Origin of the sequence: Xanthomonas rydalmerensis (assembly GCF_033170385.1) — a bacterium.
Classification (GTDB): Bacteria; Pseudomonadota; Gammaproteobacteria; order Xanthomonadales; family Xanthomonadaceae; genus Xanthomonas_A; species Xanthomonas_A rydalmerensis.
In genome coordinates, this window is sequence record NZ_CP126170.1 from 3116262 (window position 1) to 3134658 (window position 18397).

Consider the following 18397-nt stretch of genomic DNA (forward strand, 5'->3'; position numbering starts at 1 on the left):
ATACGACCGTCGCGCAGCGCGTCCTTGATCTGGATCAGCGCTGCGACGATCGGTCGCAACCCGCGCCGCTCAGAGCAACGCCCACACCAGTTGCAGGATCGCCCACAGCGACACCACCCACACCAGGCTGCGCACGTACGGCACGCCGGCCGCGTACAGCGGCACGTAGGCCACCCGCGCCCACAGGTAGATCTGCGCCGACAGCGCGGTGTGCGCATCGCCCTTGCCCAGCGCCGCCACCGCCACCGCCGCTGCGGCGAAGAACGGGAAGGTCTCCAGGAAGTTGCGCAGCGCGCGGTCCAGGCGCCCGGCCACGCCGGCCGGCGGCGGTTGCGGCGCATCGCGCGCACTGGCATTCCATTTCACCCCGCGTTGCGCGGTGACGAAGGCGGAGGCAAGCAGCAGTTGCGCGATCCCGAGCAGAATCGCCCAGGCCAGCATGCGGATTTCGATGGGCATCGGAGTCTCGTAGGGAAAGGGAAGACGGCGCGCAGCATGCCGCTCAGTCGGGCATGCCGACGTGATAGCCGACCAGTCGCCAGGTCTTGTCCTCGTCCAGCCGCAACGACACCAGCTCGCGCACCGGCTGCGGCGCGTTGGCGAAGCGGCTGGGGAAGCTGACGTTGACGTAGGTGCCCGGCGGCACCTGCGAGCCGGCGGCGTACTGCACGCGCGCCACGCTGGCGACGCCGCGGCCGATCAGCGCGCCCAGCCGCGCACGCGCAGCGTCGATCTCGCGCACGAACACAGCACGCGTCACCGCCTTCTTCGCTACCGCCGAGGCGCCGTCCCACAGCTCGCCAGCGCGCCCGGCATCGACCAGCTGCGCGGCGCGCAGCCCGGCCTGCGCCATCTGCGCATCCTGCTTGGCCAGCGGCCCGGGGGCAGGCACAGCGGCGCCGGCGTGGCGCGGCGCCGGTTTCGGTGCAGCCGCGGGCGCGGCAGCGGGCGTTGCTGGCGGAGCGGCGGGCGGCACGGGCGCAGCCGACGGCACTGGCGCCGCGGTTTGCGCGAAGGCGGCGCCGGCCATCAGGGCCAGCAGGACGACAGGCAGGCGAAATGCAACGGACGTGGGCAAGGAGATCGCTCGGCAGCGGCGGTGGCGAGGGCCGCAGTCTACGCCGCCATGGCGGCCCCGCGCAGCGGCGCCTATGGCGTCTCCTCGCCAGGCGCCACCGCGGCCGGAACGGCGTAGCGCTGCCGGTGCCAGGCGCGCCAACTGGCCCACAGCGCCCAGGCGGTCGCCGCAAGCAAGCCGAACAGGCTCAGCAGCGAGCCGGTGCGCGCCAGCCAGGGCGCATGCAGGCCATTGGCGACGTGCAGCAGCACTTCGGCGATCAGGAAACCGCCCAGCGCCAGCAAGGCCGGGGGCAGGTACAGCCGCAGCATCAAGCGGGTTCCGGCGGCCATGCGCGTGCTCCGGGTTGGGATGCGGCGACGCTAGCCCCGCGTCCATGCCCGCCACGTGAATGACCGGCACGCACCGCAATCTCCGTTCAGGCGCCGGGCGAGGCCAGCGGCAGCGTCGCCACGTCGATCTCCGACAGCGGGCTTTCGGCCGGACAGGCCTGGTCCGGGAATCCGAAGCGCTGCTTCAGCGCCTGGCCGCAGGCGGTCAGGCTTTCCAGATCCACATCCTTCCTGGTCTTGCACTCCTGGTCGAAGGCGACCAGGAACGCATCCTTGCGCCGCACGAAATCGTCGCCGCACTTGCGCAGTTGCTTGATCCGCTCCAGGTCGTCCTGCACCGCGTTGGTGCCATCGAGCCCGTACTGCTTGAGTTCGTCGCTGGTGAGCAGACGCAGACTGCGGTTGGGCACGGTCATCATCAGATCGGCCACCGCCACCGCCACGCCGTTGCGCTCCAGGTAGTCCTTGACGTTGCCATAGACCTCCTGCAACTCGCGGTTGAGCTCGGCGCGCGAGGTCGCGGTGGAACTGATCCGCATCATCCGGTGGATGCCGACGTTACCCGAGATCAGCCGGTTGTCGCCGGCGGCCAGCACGAACACGCAGGCGCTGTGGCAGACCGAGCCTTCGCGCACCCACACGGTCCAGCCGGATTCGCCGATCGCATCGCCGGCACGAATCGCCGCCTCGACCTGGCCGCCACTGGAATCCAGGTCGAGCACGCGCTTGCCGATGCCGGTCTGTTTGGCCACTTCGGCCAGGCGCCGCACCATTTCGGCGAAGCCGGCATTGATCTTGCCGACATAGCGCACCCGCATCAGCCCGCGCTCGCGGCACGGCGCCAGCGCCGCTTCGACAGCGGGCCGATCCAGCCCGGCCAGCGGCTGGCCGTCGCCGGCCTCGGCGGCATAGTCGGTGTCGCAACTGATGAAGGCCTCGCCGTTCTCCAGGGTGGCCTCGTCCCAGGCCAACGGGTCGCGCTTGGGCGCGACCGCATGCGGCGGCGGTGCCGGCGGCGTGCCGATCGAGACCATGTGCTCGCCGTCGGCGGACGGGCTGTCGGCAACCGTCCGCGGCGTCGACGCCGGCTGCTGCCCGCACGCCAACAGGCCCAGGCAACACAGCGACAACCAGCAGAGTCTGAACGGAACGGCCAAGCGGAGCATCCATGGGGAACACGAAAAACACAGGCGCCAGGCACCCGTGGACCTAGTCTAGTGCCGCCGCACGACACCTCCCCAACTGCGCCTAAACCGCGGGCGCGACGGCCACGCGGCAGCCGCGGCATTGCTGTCCGAAAACGGCCAGTGCACCGCGCCCGAGCCGACTAGACTGGCGCCATGCCTGCCCTCGCCGCCACCGACCACACCCTCTACGACCGCGCCCGCCAGTCGCGCGACGCGCGCTTCGACGGGGTGTTCTTCACCGCCGTGCGCAGCACCGGCATCTACTGCCGGCCGGTGTGCCCGGCGCCGCCGCCCAAGCGCAGCAACGTGCGCTACTACCCCAGCGCCGCGGCCGCGGCGGCGGCCGGCTACCGGCCGTGCCTGCGCTGCCGCCCCGAACTGTCGCCGGAGGCGCAGCAGCACCTGGGCGAAGAGGTCGTGCGACGTGCGCTGGCGCTGATCGCCGAGGGTGCGCTGCAGGACGCCAGCGTCGCCGCGTTGGCGGCCGAACTGGGCATCAGCGCGCGCCAGCTGCAGCGCCTGTTCGTGGCCCAGCTCGGCGCCACCCCGGCGGCGGTGCACGCCACCCGGCGCCTGTTGCTGGCCAAGCAACTGCTCACCGAGACCGCCTTGCCGATCACCCAGGTGGCGCTGGCGGCCGGTTTCAACAGCCTGCGCCGCTTCAATGCCGCCTTCCTGGACGGCTGCGGCATGCCACCCTCGGCGATCCGCAAGCAGCGCGCCGAGAGCCCTGGGGGCGATCTGGTGCTGCGCCTGGGCTATCGGCCGCCGCTGGACTTCCCGGCGATGCTGGCGTTCCTGCGCAAGCGTGCGATCCCCGGCATCGAGCGCATCGGCGAGGCCAGCTACGAGCGCGTGCTGGGCCCGTGCGAGGCTTCCACCCGCATCCGCGTCGAGGCCGATCCGCAGCGCCACGAACTGCGCCTGCACATCGCTGCGGCCGATCCGCGCGCCATTCCCGATATCGTGCGCCGGGTACGCCGCGTGTTCGACCTGGATGCCGACCTGCGCGCGGTACATGCCACGCTCGGCGACGATCCGCTGCTGGCGCGCGCCATCGCCCGGCGTCCCGGGCTGCGCGTGCCGGGCGGCTGGGACGGGTTCGAAGTGGCGGTGCGCGCGGTGCTCGGCCAGCAGGTCAGCGTGGCCGGCGCGGCGACCCTGGCCGCGCGCCTGGTCGAGCGGCACGGCGCCGCGCGGCCCGGCCAGCCGCCGGGGCTGGACCGCGCCTTCCCGACGCCGCAGGCGCTGCGCGACGCGCCGCTGGAAGCGATCGGCCTGCCGCGCTCGCGTGCGGCGACGATCCGCGCGCTGGCGCAGGCGGTGCTGGACGGCCGCCTGTCCTTCCGCGCCGGCCAGCGCCTGGACGATTTCGTCGCCCACGCCGTCACCTTGCCGGGCATCGGCGCCTGGACCGCGCAGTACATCGCGCTGCGCGCGCTCGGCCAGCCCGATGCCTTCCCCGCCGGCGACCTGGTCCTGCAACGCATGCTCGGCGCGGACGGCGCACGCCTGAGCGAACGCGCCACCGAGGCGCGCGCGCAGGCCTGGCGGCCCTGGCGCGCCTACGCGGTGCTGCACCTGTGGCACCTGGCCAACGATCCTCCCGAGGAGACCCGCGCATGACCGCGTCCCCGCTGTACTACGACCGCTTCGACACGCCGATCGGCCTCCTCACCGTCGCCGTCGGCGACGATGGCGTGCGCCACATCCTGTTCCCGGAAAATCGCTACGACGCCCGCGGCCGTGCCGACTGGATCCACGATCCGGCGCCGGTGCGCGAGGCACGCGAGCAATTGCTGGCCTATTTCGCCGGCGAGCGCGAACGCTTCGACCTGCCGCTCGCCCCACACGGCACGGACTTCCAGCGCCGCGTGTGGCTGGCGCTGGCCGAGATCCCGTTCGGCGCGACCTGGAGCTACGCGCAGCTGGCGCAGCATCTCGGCCAGCCGCGTGCGGTGCGCGCGGTCGGCGCCGCCAACGGCCGCAACCCGCTGCCGATCGTGCTGCCCTGCCATCGGGTGATCGGCGCCAACGGCGCGCTCACCGGCTTCGGCGGCGGCCTGCCGACCAAGGCCGCGCTGCTGGCGCTGGAACGGCGCGACGGCAGCGGCACGACGTCCGGCACGATGGCGTCGCTGTTCGGCTGAGCGCAGCGAACGCTGCGGCGTCGCGCGTCGCGCGTCGCGCGTCGCGTGTGGCGCCGATGCCGATGCGCGCGCAGCGCGTCCTGTCTTCGCCACGTCACCGTGCGCGCTTTATGATGCCGCGATGATGTCCTCCGCCCTGCGTTCCACGCTCGTCTGCGCCACCCTATTACTCGGTGCCTGCGCCTCCACCCCTTCCACGCCGTCGCACGCGACCGCCGCGGCCGCCGCACCCAGCGCCGCCGCACCGGCGACGCCGCCAGCGCCGGTGCTGTTGATCTCGATCGACGGCCTGCGCGCGGACATGCTCGATCGCGGCATCACCCCGAACCTGAGCCGCATGGTCCACGACGGCGTGCGCGCGCAGTGGATGACGCCCTCCTATCCGTCGCTGACCTTCCCCAACCACTACACCATCGCCACCGGCCTGCGTCCGGACCACCACGGCATCGTCCACAACAGCATGCAGGACCCGCTGCTGGGCACGTTCCAGATCAGCGATCGCGCCGCGGTCGGCGACGGCCGCTGGTGGGGAGGCGAGCCGATCTGGGTCGGCGTCGAGAAAGCCGGCCTGCACGCCGCGACCTGGGCCTGGCCGGGCAGCGAGGCGGCCATCCAGGGCGTGCGCCCCAGCCGTCGCCAGGCCTTCGACGCCGACATGCCGCCGAACGCACGGGTCGATCAGGTGCTGGGCTGGCTCGACGATACCGGCGCACCGCGTCCGCAGTTGCTGACGCTGTACTTCGAACAGGTGGACGAAGCCGGCCACGACCATGGCCCGGAGTCGCGGGAATACGCGCAGGCCATCGCCAGCATCGATGCGGCGATCGGGCATCTGCTCGACGGCCTGGCGCAGCGCGGCGAGCTGGACCGCATCAACCTGGTGCTGGTGTCCGACCATGGCATGGCCGCGGTGCCGCCCAAGCAGGTGCTGGCGGTCGAGGAGATGGTCCCGCCGCAACAGGTCACGGTGATCAGCTACGGGCAGTCGGTAGGCATCGCCCCGCGCCCGGGCCAGCAGGCGGCAGTGGAAGCGCGGCTGCTCGGCGCGCACCCGCAGTACGACTGCTGGCGCAAGGGCGAACTGCCGGCGCGCTGGCACTACGGCAGCAACCCGCGCATCCCGCCGATCGTGTGCCAGATGCACGAGGGCTGGGATGCGCTGCCGCGTGCGCGCATCGCCGAGAAGCCGCGCAGCCTGCGCGGCTCGCATGGCTACGACCCGGCGCTGCCGTCGATGCGTGCGGTGTTCGTCGCCCGCGGCCCGGCCTTCCGCCAGGGCGTCACCCTGCCGCCGATCGACAACGTCGACGTCTATCCCTTGCTGACCCGCCTGCTCGGCATCCCCGCCGCGCCCAACGACGGCGATCCGCAGGCGCTGCTGCCGGCGCTGCGCTAGGGCGCCCGCACGGGGCGACGCGTGCGACAATGGCCGCATGCACTCGCCCGACTCCGCGCAACCGCCGCGTCTGCGCCAACTGATCTCGCAAGAGAGCTGGAAACAGCGCGCCGTGCTGTGGGGCGGCGCGGTAGCGGTGGCGCTGGTCTCCATCGTCTTCGCCAAGGCCAGCGACGCCGCCTTCCACGTGTTTCAGCGCATCATCGGGCATTCGCCGTGGTGGGCGTTGCTGCTGACCCCGAGCGTCTTCGCCCTGCTCGCCTGGCTCACCAACGGCGCGCTGCGCCCTACCCGCGGCAGCGGCATTCCGCAGGTGATCGCCGCGCTGGAGCGCCCCGACGACGGCTTCCGCCAGGCCAACCTGTCGCTGCGCGTGTCCGTGGGCAAGCTGATGCTGACCACCATGGCCTTGTTCGGCGGCGCTTCGATCGGCCGCGAAGGCCCGACCGTGCACGTCGGCGCCAGCCTGATGTACGTGTTCGGGCGCTGGTTCGGCTTCCGCGATGCGCGCCAGGCCAGCCATTTCCTGCTGGCCGGCGGCGCCGCCGGCATCGCCGCCGCGTTCAACACGCCCCTGGCGGGCGTGGTGTTCGCCATCGAGGAACTGAGCGGGCGCTTCGAGCACCACTTTTCCGGCACCCTGCTGACCGCGGTGATCGTCGGCGGCGTGATCTCGCTGGGCCTGCTCGGCGACTACACCTACTTCGGCCGGGTCGCCACCGCCGGCCTGCCGCTGGGCAAGGCGTGGCTGGCGATCCTGCTGTGCGGCGTGGTCGCCGGCCTGCTCGGCGGCGCTTTCGCGCGCATGGTGCTGCTGACCGTCGCCGGCAAGCCGCGCTGGCTGGGCGAGCTGCGCCGGCGCCAGCCGGTCCTGCTGGCCGCACTGTGCGGCCTGGCGCTGGTGCTGCTGGGCCTGATCTTCGGCACCGGCGCGTTCGGTACCGGCTACGAGCAGGCGCGCAGCCTGGTGCAGGGGCACGCCAGCGTCGGCCACGAATTCGGCCTGATGAAGCTGCTGGCGAACCTGGTGTCCTACGTCGCCGGCATTCCCGGCGGCCTGTTCTCGCCGGCCCTGGCGGTCGGCGCCGGGCTCGGCCACAACCTGGCCGTGCTGATGCCGGGCGTGGACCCGCGCATCTTCGTGCTGCTGGGCATGTGCGCCTATCTCACCGGGGTGACCCAGGCGCCGCTGACCTCGGCGGTGATCTCGCTGGAACTCACCGACAGCAGCGACATGCTGCTGCCGATCCTGGCCACGGTACTGATCGCCCGCGGCGCCTCGGCGCTGGTCTGCCGCACGCCGATCTATCGCGGCCTGGCCGAGCTGTTGCTGGTGGCGCCGCCGCCGGCGCCCGCGCCGCCTGCCGAAGAGGAAGCGCCGATCTCGCTGGCCGCCGATCTGGCCGGCAGCGACCACGACGACCGCGACGACGGCCCCACCGCGCCACGTCCGCACTGAGCGGCGGTTGGTCCTGCGCGGCGGCTCGCCCTGAGCGGCCGCGTGTCCTGAGCGGCAGCGCGATCGGGATGACGTTTCGCTCCGTCCTGCTCCACTGCAAGCCGTCCACCCCCGCATCACGGCACTGCCAGGCATGCACGCCAGGCAAAAAAAACGCGGCGCAAGCGCCGCGTTCTTCGTCAACCGGTGGCTGGCTCAGCCGGCCTTGGCGACCGTCTTCTTGGCCACGGCCTTCTTCACCGCCGGGGCCTTGACCACCGACTTCTTCGCGGCCGGCGCGGCAGCGCCCACGGCCACCTTGCTCACGCTGTGCGAGCGCGAATTGCCGTAGCTGGCGTTGTAGCGCTTGCCCTTGGCGGTCTTGCGGTCACCCTTACCCATGCTCATCGACTCCTGAATGTGTTTGCGAAAACCCCCGCGAGCTGCACGGGGTTTGGCGAGGCCAACGCGGTCAGCGCCCTCGCGCAAGGGCGGCAAGACTACCACGTGCGCTCAGTGGGCGCAGCTTGCGTCGTGCACGTGGCCGTGGTTCAGCCGCAGGTTGAGTAGGTGGGCCAGCCCGACCAGGGTGCCGCCGAAGGTCATGATCGCCGCATGCGGCGCCACCGCGTGGTGCAACGCCGGCACCAGCAACCCGGCCCACAGCGACAACAGGCCCAGCAGCAGCAATCCCAGCGCCTGCCACACGCGATGGCGGCGATAGCCGAGCACCAGGCTGAACAGGCCGAGGCACGTCACGAACAGCACCAGGGTGCGCTCCACGCCGTCGCCCAACCACATCGACAGGCCCAGCGACGGCAGCACCGCCAGCGCCAGCGGCAACACCGCGCAATGCACCGCGCACAGGAGCGAACCGGTGGCGCCGAGGCGGTCGAGCGCGGCGCGCAGATCGAACGGTGAGGACATGACGGTCGGCACGGTTGAAAGTGTTACGGAATAATATAACATTCGGCCGCCGGCGACCAGCGCGTCCCGCGCCCCTTCCTGGACTGTCCGCCGCGATTGCGCGGCGCCGGTCGCGCGCGCGTCGCCACGAACATCCCTCCAAATGGAATGCCCATGCCCTCTTCCCGCCCCGCCCTGCTCCGCCGTTCCGCCCTGTCCCTGGCCCTGCTTGGCCTGTTGAGCCCGTCGCTGGCCCTCGCCGCCGACCCGACCACCACGACGACCGCCGCCGATGCCACGCCGCCGGCCAGCGACAGCCGCCACGGCGCAGGCCACACGCAGGACCGGCACGTGAAGGACATGGACCAGGTGGTGGTCACCGCCAGCCCGCTGCGCGATGCCGCCGGCGCACTGAGCCAGCCGGTGGACGTGCTGGCCGGCGAGCGCCTGGACGAGAACCGCGGCGCCAGCATCGGCGAGACCGTGGCCAGCCTGCCGGGCGTGCAGAGTTCCAACTTCGGCCCCGGCGTGGGCCGGCCGATCATCCGCGGCCTCGACGGCCCGCGCGTGGCGGTGCTCAACGACGGCCTGTCCTCGCAGGACGTGTCCACGGTCAGCCAGGACCATTCGCCGGCGGTGGAACCGTTCCTGGCCGACCAGATCGAGGTGCTGAAGGGCCCGTCGACCCTGCTGTACGGCTCCGGCGCCATCGGCGGCGTGGTCAACGTGGTCGACGGGCGCATCGCCGAGACCCCGGTCGACGGCGTGCACGGCCGTGCCGAGGCGCGCTGGGAAGGCGGCGACAAGAGCGGCAACACCGACATGTTCCGGGTCGACGCCGGCAACGGCAGCGGCCTGTCGATCCATGCCGACGGCGTGTATCGGAATCTGAAGGACTACGACACGCCGCAGGGCCCGCAGCTCAATTCGTTCGTCAAGTCCAAGGTCGGCTCGATCGGCAGTTCGCTGGCCGGCGACTGGGGCTTCGTCGGCGTGTCGGTCTCGCGCTTCCGCGACGACTACGGCAACCCGGGCGAACCCGGCGATCCGGCCGCCGGCGAGCGCGGCGTGTCGCTGCAGCTGCACCAGGACCGCTTCGAGCTCAAGGGCGCGCTGAACGACCCGTGGGGCGACGGCAGCGCGCTGCGCTACAGCTTCGGCCACACCGCCTACACCCACACCGAGTTCGAAGGCGCGGAAGTGGGCACCAAGTTCGACAAGCGCGCCAACGAAGGCCGCGTGGAGGCCTCCTTTGGCCTGGGCGGCGGCTGGCAGACCGCGGTCGGCGTGCAGGGCAGCGATTCGACCTTCCAGGCGGTCGGCGAAGAGGCCTTCGTGCCGAAGACCGACACCCGCGCCATCGGCGTGTTCGCACTCGCGCGCAACAGCTGGGACCGCGTGCAGGCCGAGCTCGGCGCGCGCGTGGACAAGACCAAGTACGAGACCGACACCGGCGTGGACCGCGACTTCACTCCGAAGAGCCTGTCGCTGAGCGGCGGTTTCCGCTTCAACGAACAGTGGCGCCTGACCGCCAACCTCGACCACGCCGAGCGCGCCCCGGCCGAGGAAGAGCTGTTCGCCAACGGCCCGCACATCGCCACCCTCGCCTACGAGATCGGCAACCCCGATCTGAAGACCGAAAAGGCCAACCAGGCCGAGCTGGGCCTGATCTTCAAGAACGACTGGGTCGACGCCAAGGTGGCCGGTTACTACAACCGCTACGACGACTTCATCTACATCGTCGACACCGGCGGCCAGTGGTACCACGAGGAGGACAACGACTTCCTGCCGATCCGCCAGTGGACCCAGGCCGATGCGATCTTCCACGGCTTCGAGGGCGAGGCCACCTTCCACCTGGCCAACAACGACAGCGGCGCCTGGGACCTGCGCGTGTTCGGCGACACCGTGCGTGCGCGGCTGAAGGACGGCGGCAACCTGCCGCGCATCGCGCCGGCGCGCTATGGCGCCCAGCTGCGCTGGGACGCCAGCCACTGGCGCGCCGCGCTGGGCGCCACCCGCTACCAGAAGCAGGACAAGGTGGCGGTCAACGAGACCCCGACCGCCGGCTACACCCTGGTCGATGCGCACCTGGCGTATCACGTCGATACCGGCAGCACCGCCTGGGAAGTGTTCCTGGACGGCAACAACCTGACCAACCAGGACGCGCGCGTGCACACCTCGTTCCTCAAGGACGACGTCATGCTGCCCGGCCGCAGCGCCTCGTTCGGCGTACGCTTGTTCTTCTGATCGGCACGTTCGCCGCAACGTGACGAGGCCGCCTTCGGGCGGCCTCTTTTTTTGGGCTAATGCGGCGCGCTGCGCGAAAACACGTTGATCACCACCACGCCGGCGACGATCAGCGCCATGCCGACGATCGCCGGCGGATCCAGCGCCTGGCCGAACCGCCACCACGCCAGCAGCGAGATCAGCACGATGCCGATGCCCGACCAGAGTGCGTAGGCCACGCCTACCGGCACGCTGCGCAGGGTCAGCGACAGCAGATAGAAAGCGATGCCATAGCCGCACAGCGCCAGCAGCGTCGGCCACAGCCGGGTGAACCCCTCGCTGGCCTTCAAGGCCGAGGTCGCGACCACCTCGGCGAGGATCGCCACCAGCAGGAACAGCCAGTTCTTCATTGCAGGACACTCTTGGAAACCATGCGCGCCACGATAGCAACTGGGGGCGTGGCGGCGATGGCAATGGCGATGGGCGCTATCGCAGATGTACTCGCGCAGCAGCCCGCTTTGTGCCGTTTTTGGGCCATCGGCCGCGACAGGCATCCAGGAACCGCCTCTGTCGCGACTGCGTTCCTCATGCGCAGCCACGCCTGACCAAATGAAACAACGCCGCACTGCGCACCGCATGCCGTACGTTGCAGGGCAATGGCGGCCTGGCTGGGCAACCTGTCACGCAAACGAGGCATGTACCGCGCTGCACAACGGTCCGATCGCCCGGCGGCGTTACAAAGAGCACCGCGCGTTACCCCTGTCTCGCGCCGTACCGGCCGATGCGACGCGGCCGCGCACTGTACGTGCGCGCCGCCTGCCGGTCGACTGTTCCGGATGAAGAAAGGAGAGATTCTTCATGCAACTTGCACCGCTTCGCCATCTGCTGCCCCTGTCCGTCGCCGCCGCCCTGCTCGCACCACCCGCGCAGGCACAGACCGCCGACGCGCCCGCTGCGCCTGCAGCGCAACCCGACGCCACCACCCTGGATACCGTCGTGGTCAGCGGCACCGCGCGCTTCAAGGGCCTGCGCAAGCGCGACGCCAGCTTCTCGATCACCACCGCCACGCCCGAACAGATCCAGCAGGCGGTGCCACAGAGCAGCGCCGACCTGCTGAAGATCGTGCCCGGCGTGTGGGCCGAGCCCAGCGGCGGCGGCACCGGCGCCAACATCTTCGTGCGCGGCATGCCCTCCGAAGGCGATGCGCCGTTCGTCACCTTCCAGCTCGATGGCGCGCCGCTGTTCCCGCCGCCGACCCTGTCGTTCCTGGAGAACTCCACGCTGTTCCGTACCGACGACACCATCGAACGCATGGAGGTGCTGCGCGGCGGTCCCAGCCCGATCTTCTCCAACGGCCAGGCCGGCATCACGGTGAATTTCATCCAGAAAAAGGGCCAGGACGAGCCGGAAGGCAGCGTCCGCGTCACCGGCGGCAGCGACGCCCTGCGCCGCATCGATCTGTTCGACAGCGGACCAATGGGCAACGGCTGGTACTACAGCGTCGGCGGTTTCTTTCGCGAGACCGACGGCGTGCGCGACCCGCAGTTCCCCGCCGACAAGGGCGGCCAGTTCAGCGCCACCCTGAGCAAGCGCTGGGACAGCGGCGAACTGTCGTTCTATGCGCGCCACACCGACGACAACAACGCCTTCTACACCGCGATCCCGTTGCTGTCGCGCAACAACGGCAACGACCTGTCCAGCTTTCCCGGGCTCAACGCGCAGCGCGGCACGCTGCTGAGCAATGACTTCCGCAACGTCACCCTGCCGGTCGGCCCGAACGGTGAGACCATCCAGCGCGATCTGGGCGACGGCCGCGGCGTCAACATCGACGTGTTCGGTGGCGAGCTGAACTGGCAGGTGGGCGACTGGACCGTCGCCGACCGCTTCAACGTGATGGGCGGCACCGCGCCGACCTATGCGTTGTTCACCGGCGACGCGCCGCAGCGGCTGGGCGACTTCATCGCCGGCTACGGCAGCCCCGGCAGCGCGCGCTATACCAATGGCGGCGGCACGGTCGACCAGAACCAGCAGGTGCTGGAAGCCGGCTGGTGGTCGGTGGACAAGCGCCTGAATTCCTTCACCAACGACCTGCGCCTGAGCCGCACGCTGTTCGCCGGCAACACGCTCACCGTGGGCAGCTACTACGCCAGGTACACCTCCAACGACACCTGGCACCTCGGCAACACCATGCTGCTGACCGCGCAGAACCACGCGCGGCGCATCGACGTGACCCTGGACGACGGCCGCCAGCCCACCCGTGACGGTTTCACCAGCACCGCCTTCCTGGCCCTGCGCGCGCACTACCAGGGCGAGAACGCCGCGGTGTTCGTCGCCGACGAATGGGAGCTGGACGAGCGCCTGCGCCTGGACCTGGGCGTGCGCTACGAGCGCCAGCGCGTCACCGGCACCGTGCACGACACCGCCACGGTGGACCTGGACGGCAACCCGGCCACGCTCTACGACAATGCCACCTCGATCTCGCTGCCGAGCGCACGGCGCATCGACCAGGACGACAACGCGCTGTCGTGGACCGCCGGTCTGAACGTCAAGCTCGACGAGCACAACAGCGTCTTCGCGCGGGTCAATTCCGGGGTCAAGTTTCCCGGCTTCGACAACCTGCGCGACGGGCAGACCAAGGTGCAGGACATCAGGCAGTACGAACTGGGATTGAAGTCCGGCGCGACCAACTACGATCTGTACCTGACCGGGTTCTACAACACCTTCAAGAATTCGCCGTTCCAGGCCTTCCTGGCCAACGGCACCAACTTCACCACGGTCGGCGATTCGCGCGCCTATGGCCTGGAGGTGGAAGGCGCGATCCGCCCGTTCGGCGGTTTCGAACTGGCCGGCACCGGGGTGTGGCTGGATGCGAAGTACCGCAACTACCGCGAGTACACCGGCAACCAGGTCATGCGCCAGCCCAAGCGGCAGTTCCGGCTGACCCCGAGCTACTACTGGATGCTGCCGTTCGGCGACCTGCGCGTGTTCGCGACCTATTCCTACATCGGCGAACGCTACGCCGACCTGGCCAACAGCCAGCGTCTGCCGTCCTACGACATGCTCGACGTCGGCGCCAGCCTGCACAGCGGCGAGCACTGGGAGTTCACCGCCAGCGGCAGCAACGTGACCGACACGCTGGGCCTGACCGAGGGCAATGTGCGCGTACCTGGTGCGGCCACCGGGGGCGTGTTCATGGGCCGCCCGATCGCCGGTCGCCAGTATCAGCTGTCGGTGGCTTACCGCTGGTAGCGCCTGCGCGATTGCAGACGCACGCGCTGCAATCGCCAGGGTTTCGTCGCGCATCGGCCGCGACAGGCGCGACCCGTCGTCTGTCGCGGCGGCCGCCGCTGCTGCAGATGCGCCCACGACGCGCACTCGTGCAGTTGCGGCCACGAGGATCCGCCCGAACGCATCAGTGCCTCGACACCCTCCCTTCGCGTTCTCTTCGCAATCCCTTCGCGGGATCGCCGCGATGCTGGCGACCGGGTTCGGATGCGTGCCCGTTCGTCGGCGCCACCATGGCGGTGCCGCTACCCAGGTCGACTCGCTCCATGCTGCGCCTGCGCGCGCACGGCGGCGGTCCCCAGGCAGGAGAGACCGATGCAGCATGACCCCCACCGTTCCGAAGCCGCGTCCGGCGCCGCCGGCAGCGCGCCCGATACCCCGCTGAGCGAGGACGAGGCCGCGCTCGCGCGCCGGCTCGGCATCAACGGCCTCTCGCGCCGCGAATTCATCGCCCTGCTCTCGGCCGCCGGCCTGAGCAGTGCCGGCGGCCAGATCCTCTTCAGCGACGCCGCGTTCGCCGCACCGGTTGCCAAGACCGCACCGCCGCAGAACGCCTTGCCCGTGGTCCTGGAGGTCAACGGTCAGCGCCACGCGCTGCAGTTGGACCCACGGACGACGTTGCTGGACGCGCTGCGCGAACATCTGGCGCTGACCGGCACCAAGAAGGGCTGCGACCACGGCCAGTGCGGTGCCTGCACAGTGATCGTCGACGGCGAACGCCGCCTCTCCTGCCTGACCCTGGCCGCACAAGCCGAAGACACGCAGATCACCACCATCGAGGGCCTGGCCGACGGCGAGCAGTTGCATCCGATGCAGGCCGCGTTCGTGCAGCACGACGGGTTCCAGTGCGGCTACTGCACGCCGGGGCAGATCTGCTCGGCCGTGGCGCTGTTGAACGAGATCAAGCGCGGCGACGCCAGCCATGTCAGTGCCGACGTCAGTCGGCCGGTCACCGAGCTCAGCGACGCCGAGGTGCGCGAGCGCATGAGCGGCAACATCTGCCGCTGCGGCGCCTACCCGAAGATCGTCGCCGCCATCCAGGACGTGCACAGTGGCGGCGCGCCGCGGCCGCTGACATGGCGCTATGTCGACCAGCCCGAACTGACTGCCCTGAAGATGGCGAAGGAGGTGGCCGATGACGCCGTTTAAGTACCAGCGCGCGACCACGCCGGAGGACGCGGTGCGCCGTGTCGCCGCCAACCCGAACGCGCGATTCCTCGGCGGCGGCACCAATCTGCTCGACCTGATGAAGGAAGGGGTGACCGGCGCCGACGAGATCGTCGACCTGACCCGGCTCAAGGGCCTGGCCGAGATCGCCGAAACCGCCGACGGTGGACTGCGCCTGGGCGCGCTCGCCAACAATACGCAGACCGCCAACCATCCCTTGGTGCGCCAACGCTATCCGTTGCTGAGCCAGGCGATCCTGGCCGGGGCCACGATGCAACTGCGCAACATGGCCAGCAATGGCGGCAACCTGCTGCAACGCACGCGTTGCGGCTACTTCTACGACACCGCCCTGCCCTGCAACAAGCGCGAACCCGGCAGCGGTTGCGGCGCGCGCGAGGGACTCAACCGCACCCACGCGATCTTCGGCCACAGCCCACACTGCGTGGCGGTGCATCCGTCGGACATGTGCGTGGCGCTGGCCGCACTGGACGCGACAGTGCACGTACGCACGCCCGCCGGCGCACATCGGGAGATCCCGTTCGCCGAGTTCCACCTGTTGCCCGACGCACGCGCCGACCTGGACAACCAGTTGGCGCACGGCGAACTGATCGAGTCGATCACGCTGCCGGCGCAGAGCTTCGCCGCGCACAGCCACTACCTGAAGGTGCGTGACCGGGCCAGCTACGCGTTCGCGCTGGTGTCGGTGGCCGCGGCGCTGGCGCTGGAACCGGACGGACGCATCCGCAAAGCGCGCATCGCCATGGGCGGGGTAGCGCACAAACCCTGGCGCGCGCGCGCCGCCGAACGTTCGCTGGTCGGGCAGCATGTCGGTGAAGCCGCCTTCGCCGCCGCTGCGCAGGCCGAGATGGCCGCGGCGCGGCCGCTGGCGCACAACGCCTACAAGATCCCGATGGGCACGCACGCGATGATCCGCGCCCTGCACCGCGCCAGCGGCAGTGACGCCGCGTGAGCGGCCAACCGGAGAACCCGCAATGAACTACATCGGCAAGGAAATGCGCCGCGTCGACGGCTACGCCAAGGTCACCGGCAAGGCGCGCTACGCCGCGGAGTTCCAGATCCCGCATCTGGTGCACGGCTACATCCTCACCAGCACCATCGCCAAGGGCCGCATCGTGCGCATCGACACCCGCGCCGCCGAAGCCGCGCCCGGCGTGATCAAGGTGCTGACCCACCTCAATGCGATCAAGCCGGTGTCCGATGCGGTCAAGAAGAAGGGCGAAGACCTGTCGTTCCGCGCCCTGGTCGACGACCGCATCCATTTCAACGCGCAGCCGATCGCGGTGGTGGTGGCCACGACCTTCGAACAGGCACGGCACGCATCGCGGCTGATCCAGGTGGACTACGCCGCCGAGACCGCGCACACCGATTTCGACGCGTTGCTCGACCAGGCGCAGGATCCGACCCCGGAGGAATCGCCGAAGCCGCGCGGCAACCCGGCTGCCGCGTTCGCCGCCGCGCCGGTGAGGCTGGAGGCCGCGTACACGATGCCGGTCGAGCACCACAACCCGATGGAGCCGCACGGCGGCATCGGCTACTGGATCGGCGACACCCTGACCGTGGTCAACAAGAGCCAGAACGTCTACCAGGACCGCGAACAGCTGGCCGGCTACTTCGGCATCCCGGTGGACAAGGTCAACGTGGTGTCGCTGTTCGTCGGCGGCGCGTTCGGCTCGTGCCTGCGCCCGAACTACTACACCTTCCTGCTCGGCGCGGTCTCCAAAGCGGTGGGGCTGCCGGTGAAAATCGTCTACACCCGGCGGCAGATGTTCAGCGGCCATGGCTACCGCCCCTACTACCGCGTGGAACTGGGGCTGGGCGCCGACGCCGCCGGCACGCTGCAGGCGATCCGCTACCGGCACGTGCTCAACACCTCGCGCATCGAGGCGTTCAACGAGGCGATCTTCCGCAATGCGCGCTCACTGTATGCCTGCCCCAACGTGGAGGATCGCTTCGAGGTGGTGGAGACCGACCTGCCGACGCCGCAGGCGATGCGCGCGCCCGGCACCATCAGCCAGATGTTCGGCATCGAGTGCGCCATGGACGAACTGGCCTATGCGCTGAAGATGGACCCCTTGCAACTGCGCTTGGCCAACTATGCCGAGACCGACCCGGAAACCGGCAAACCGTTCTCGAGCAAGGCGCTGCGCGAATGCTACGCGCTCGCTGCCGAGACCTTCGGCTGGAGCAAGCGCACGCCCGAACCGCGCTCGATGCGCGACGGCCGCCTGCTGGTCGGCTGGGGCATGGCCACCGGCACCTGGGCGGCGATGCAGATGCCGGCGCTGGCGCGGGTCGTGCTGAAAGCCGACGGCAGTGCCCGGGTCGGCAGTGCCACGGCCGATATCGGCCCCGGCACCTACACGGTGATGACCTTGATCGCCGCCGAGTATCTGGGCATCGATGCCAAACGCGTGCAGTTCGAACTCGGCGACACGCGTCTACCCAAGGCGCCCGCGCAGGGCGGCTCGTGGACCACCGCCAGCGTCGGCAGCGCGATCCACGGTGCGGCGCGCGAGATCCGCGGCAAGCTGCTGGAACTGGCGCGGCAGGATGGGCAGGCGGCGTTCAGCGGGCTGGACGTGGATGCAGTGGAACTGGTCGATGGCCGGCTGCGGCCGACCGGCAAGCCCGAGGCCGGCCTGGAGGTCGCCAAGCTGATGCGCCAGCACGGCCTGCAGGAACTGGAGGTGGTGCACGAATCCAAGCCCTCGGCCGAGCGCAAAAAATACGCAACCGCCGCGCATGGTGCGCAGTTCATCGAGGTCAAGGTCGATCCGGATACCGGCATGGTGCAGGTGACGCGGGTCATCGAAGCCACCGCCTGCGGCAAGATCATGAATCCGCTGACCTCGCACAGCCAGGAAATCGGCGGCGTGGTGATGGGCATCGGCATGGCGCTGAGCGAAGGCACCGAGATCGACCATCGCTACGGGCGCATGCTCAACGCCTCGCTGGCCGACTATCACGTGCCGGTCAACGCCGACGTGCACGAGATCCAGACCATGTTCGTCGAAGAGGACGACACGATCGTCAACCCGCTCGGGGTCAAGGGCATGGGCGAGCTGGGCATGGTCGGCATTCCCGCGGCCATCGCCAACGCCGTGTTCCACGCCACCGGCAAGCGTATCCGCGATTTGCCGATCACCCCGGACAAGTTGATCGGCTGAGCGTAGTCACCCTTGCTGCGCCGCGCTGCATTAATGCACTTTGC

General features: G+C 70.1%; 16 protein-coding genes. 9 read left to right on the plus strand and 7 right to left on the minus strand.

Features of this window, described 5'->3' with window-relative positions; all coding sequences use genetic code 11:
• Positions 1 to 69: 69 nt before the first annotated feature.
• The 4 genes from QN245_RS13080 to QN245_RS13095 form a co-directional block, all read right to left on the minus strand.
• Positions 70 to 459 (minus strand): MAPEG family protein, encoded by a 390-nt coding sequence (locus tag QN245_RS13080; RefSeq protein WP_317843370.1) that lies wholly within the window; start codon positions 457 to 459, stop codon positions 70 to 72.
• Positions 460 to 502: 43 nt separating this feature from the next.
• The gene (locus QN245_RS13085) at positions 503 to 1030 is read right to left on the minus strand and encodes a DUF4019 domain-containing protein (RefSeq protein WP_317845364.1); all 528 of its coding nucleotides are present in this window, start codon (positions 1028 to 1030) and stop codon (positions 503 to 505) included.
• Positions 1031 to 1149: 119 nt separating this feature from the next.
• The gene (locus QN245_RS13090) at positions 1150 to 1410 is read right to left on the minus strand and encodes a hypothetical protein (RefSeq protein ID WP_317843371.1); all 261 of its coding nucleotides are present in this window, start codon (positions 1408 to 1410) and stop codon (positions 1150 to 1152) included.
• 86 nt (positions 1411 to 1496) lie between these two features.
• The gene (locus QN245_RS13095) at positions 1497 to 2540 is read right to left on the minus strand and encodes a COG3904 family protein (RefSeq protein WP_184448756.1); all 1044 of its coding nucleotides are present in this window, start codon (positions 2538 to 2540) and stop codon (positions 1497 to 1499) included.
• 210 nt (positions 2541 to 2750) lie between these two features.
• Here QN245_RS13095 and QN245_RS13100 point away from each other — a divergent pair, with 210 nt between their 5' ends.
• From QN245_RS13100 to QN245_RS13115, 4 genes are all read left to right on the plus strand, one after another.
• On the plus strand, positions 2751 to 4223 hold the full coding sequence (locus QN245_RS13100; protein ID WP_317843372.1) for a DNA-3-methyladenine glycosylase 2 family protein: 1473 nt from the start codon (positions 2751 to 2753) through the stop codon (positions 4221 to 4223).
• Positions 4220 to 4747 (plus strand): methylated-DNA--[protein]-cysteine S-methyltransferase, encoded by a 528-nt coding sequence (locus QN245_RS13105; protein WP_317843373.1) that lies wholly within the window; start codon positions 4220 to 4222, stop codon positions 4745 to 4747. The genes QN245_RS13100 and QN245_RS13105 overlap by 4 nt, the downstream gene beginning before the upstream one ends.
• A 121-nt stretch (positions 4748 to 4868) precedes the next feature.
• The gene (locus QN245_RS13110) at positions 4869 to 6143 is read left to right on the plus strand and encodes an alkaline phosphatase family protein (RefSeq protein ID WP_317843374.1); all 1275 of its coding nucleotides are present in this window, start codon (positions 4869 to 4871) and stop codon (positions 6141 to 6143) included.
• A 37-nt stretch (positions 6144 to 6180) separates the two neighbouring features.
• Positions 6181 to 7602, plus strand: coding sequence for a chloride channel protein (locus QN245_RS13115; RefSeq protein WP_184643457.1), 1422 nt, complete (start codon positions 6181 to 6183; stop codon positions 7600 to 7602).
• 195 nt (positions 7603 to 7797) lie between these two features.
• Here the strand turns inward: QN245_RS13115 and QN245_RS13120 are convergent, their stop codons facing one another.
• Together QN245_RS13120 and QN245_RS13125 are read right to left on the minus strand one after the other, a co-directional pair.
• Positions 7798 to 7983, minus strand: a complete 186-nt coding sequence (locus QN245_RS13120; protein WP_010343492.1) for a 30S ribosomal protein THX — start codon at positions 7981 to 7983, stop codon at positions 7798 to 7800.
• Between the two features lie 111 nt (positions 7984 to 8094).
• Positions 8095 to 8508, minus strand: a complete 414-nt coding sequence (locus tag QN245_RS13125) for a MerC domain-containing protein (RefSeq protein ID WP_160969663.1) — start codon at positions 8506 to 8508, stop codon at positions 8095 to 8097.
• Between the two features lie 153 nt (positions 8509 to 8661).
• Between QN245_RS13125 and QN245_RS13130 the strand changes: the two genes are divergently transcribed.
• Positions 8662 to 10734, plus strand: a complete 2073-nt coding sequence (locus QN245_RS13130) for a TonB-dependent receptor (protein ID WP_317843375.1) — start codon at positions 8662 to 8664, stop codon at positions 10732 to 10734.
• 56 nt (positions 10735 to 10790) lie between these two features.
• Here QN245_RS13130 and QN245_RS13135 read toward each other — a convergent pair whose 3' ends face one another.
• Positions 10791 to 11123, minus strand: a complete 333-nt coding sequence (locus QN245_RS13135; RefSeq protein ID WP_010343489.1) for a DMT family transporter — start codon at positions 11121 to 11123, stop codon at positions 10791 to 10793.
• A gap of 448 nt (positions 11124 to 11571) precedes the next feature.
• On the opposite strand from QN245_RS13135, the gene QN245_RS13140 reads away from it, so the two are divergent.
• From QN245_RS13140 to QN245_RS13155, 4 genes are all read left to right on the plus strand, one after another.
• Positions 11572 to 13962, plus strand: coding sequence for a TonB-dependent receptor (locus QN245_RS13140; RefSeq protein ID WP_317843376.1), 2391 nt, complete (start codon positions 11572 to 11574; stop codon positions 13960 to 13962).
• Between the two features lie 351 nt (positions 13963 to 14313).
• On the plus strand, positions 14314 to 15147 hold the full coding sequence (locus tag QN245_RS13145; protein ID WP_317843377.1) for a 2Fe-2S iron-sulfur cluster-binding protein: 834 nt from the start codon (positions 14314 to 14316) through the stop codon (positions 15145 to 15147).
• Positions 15134 to 16135, plus strand: coding sequence for an FAD binding domain-containing protein (locus QN245_RS13150; protein ID WP_317843378.1), 1002 nt, complete (start codon positions 15134 to 15136; stop codon positions 16133 to 16135). Before QN245_RS13145 ends, QN245_RS13150 begins: the two co-directional genes overlap by 14 nt.
• 22 nt (positions 16136 to 16157) lie before the next feature.
• Positions 16158 to 18353: a xanthine dehydrogenase family protein molybdopterin-binding subunit gene (locus QN245_RS13155; protein WP_317843379.1), complete on the plus strand. Its 2196-nt coding sequence runs from the start codon at positions 16158 to 16160 to the stop codon at positions 18351 to 18353.
• Positions 18354 to 18397 lie beyond the last annotated feature (44 nt).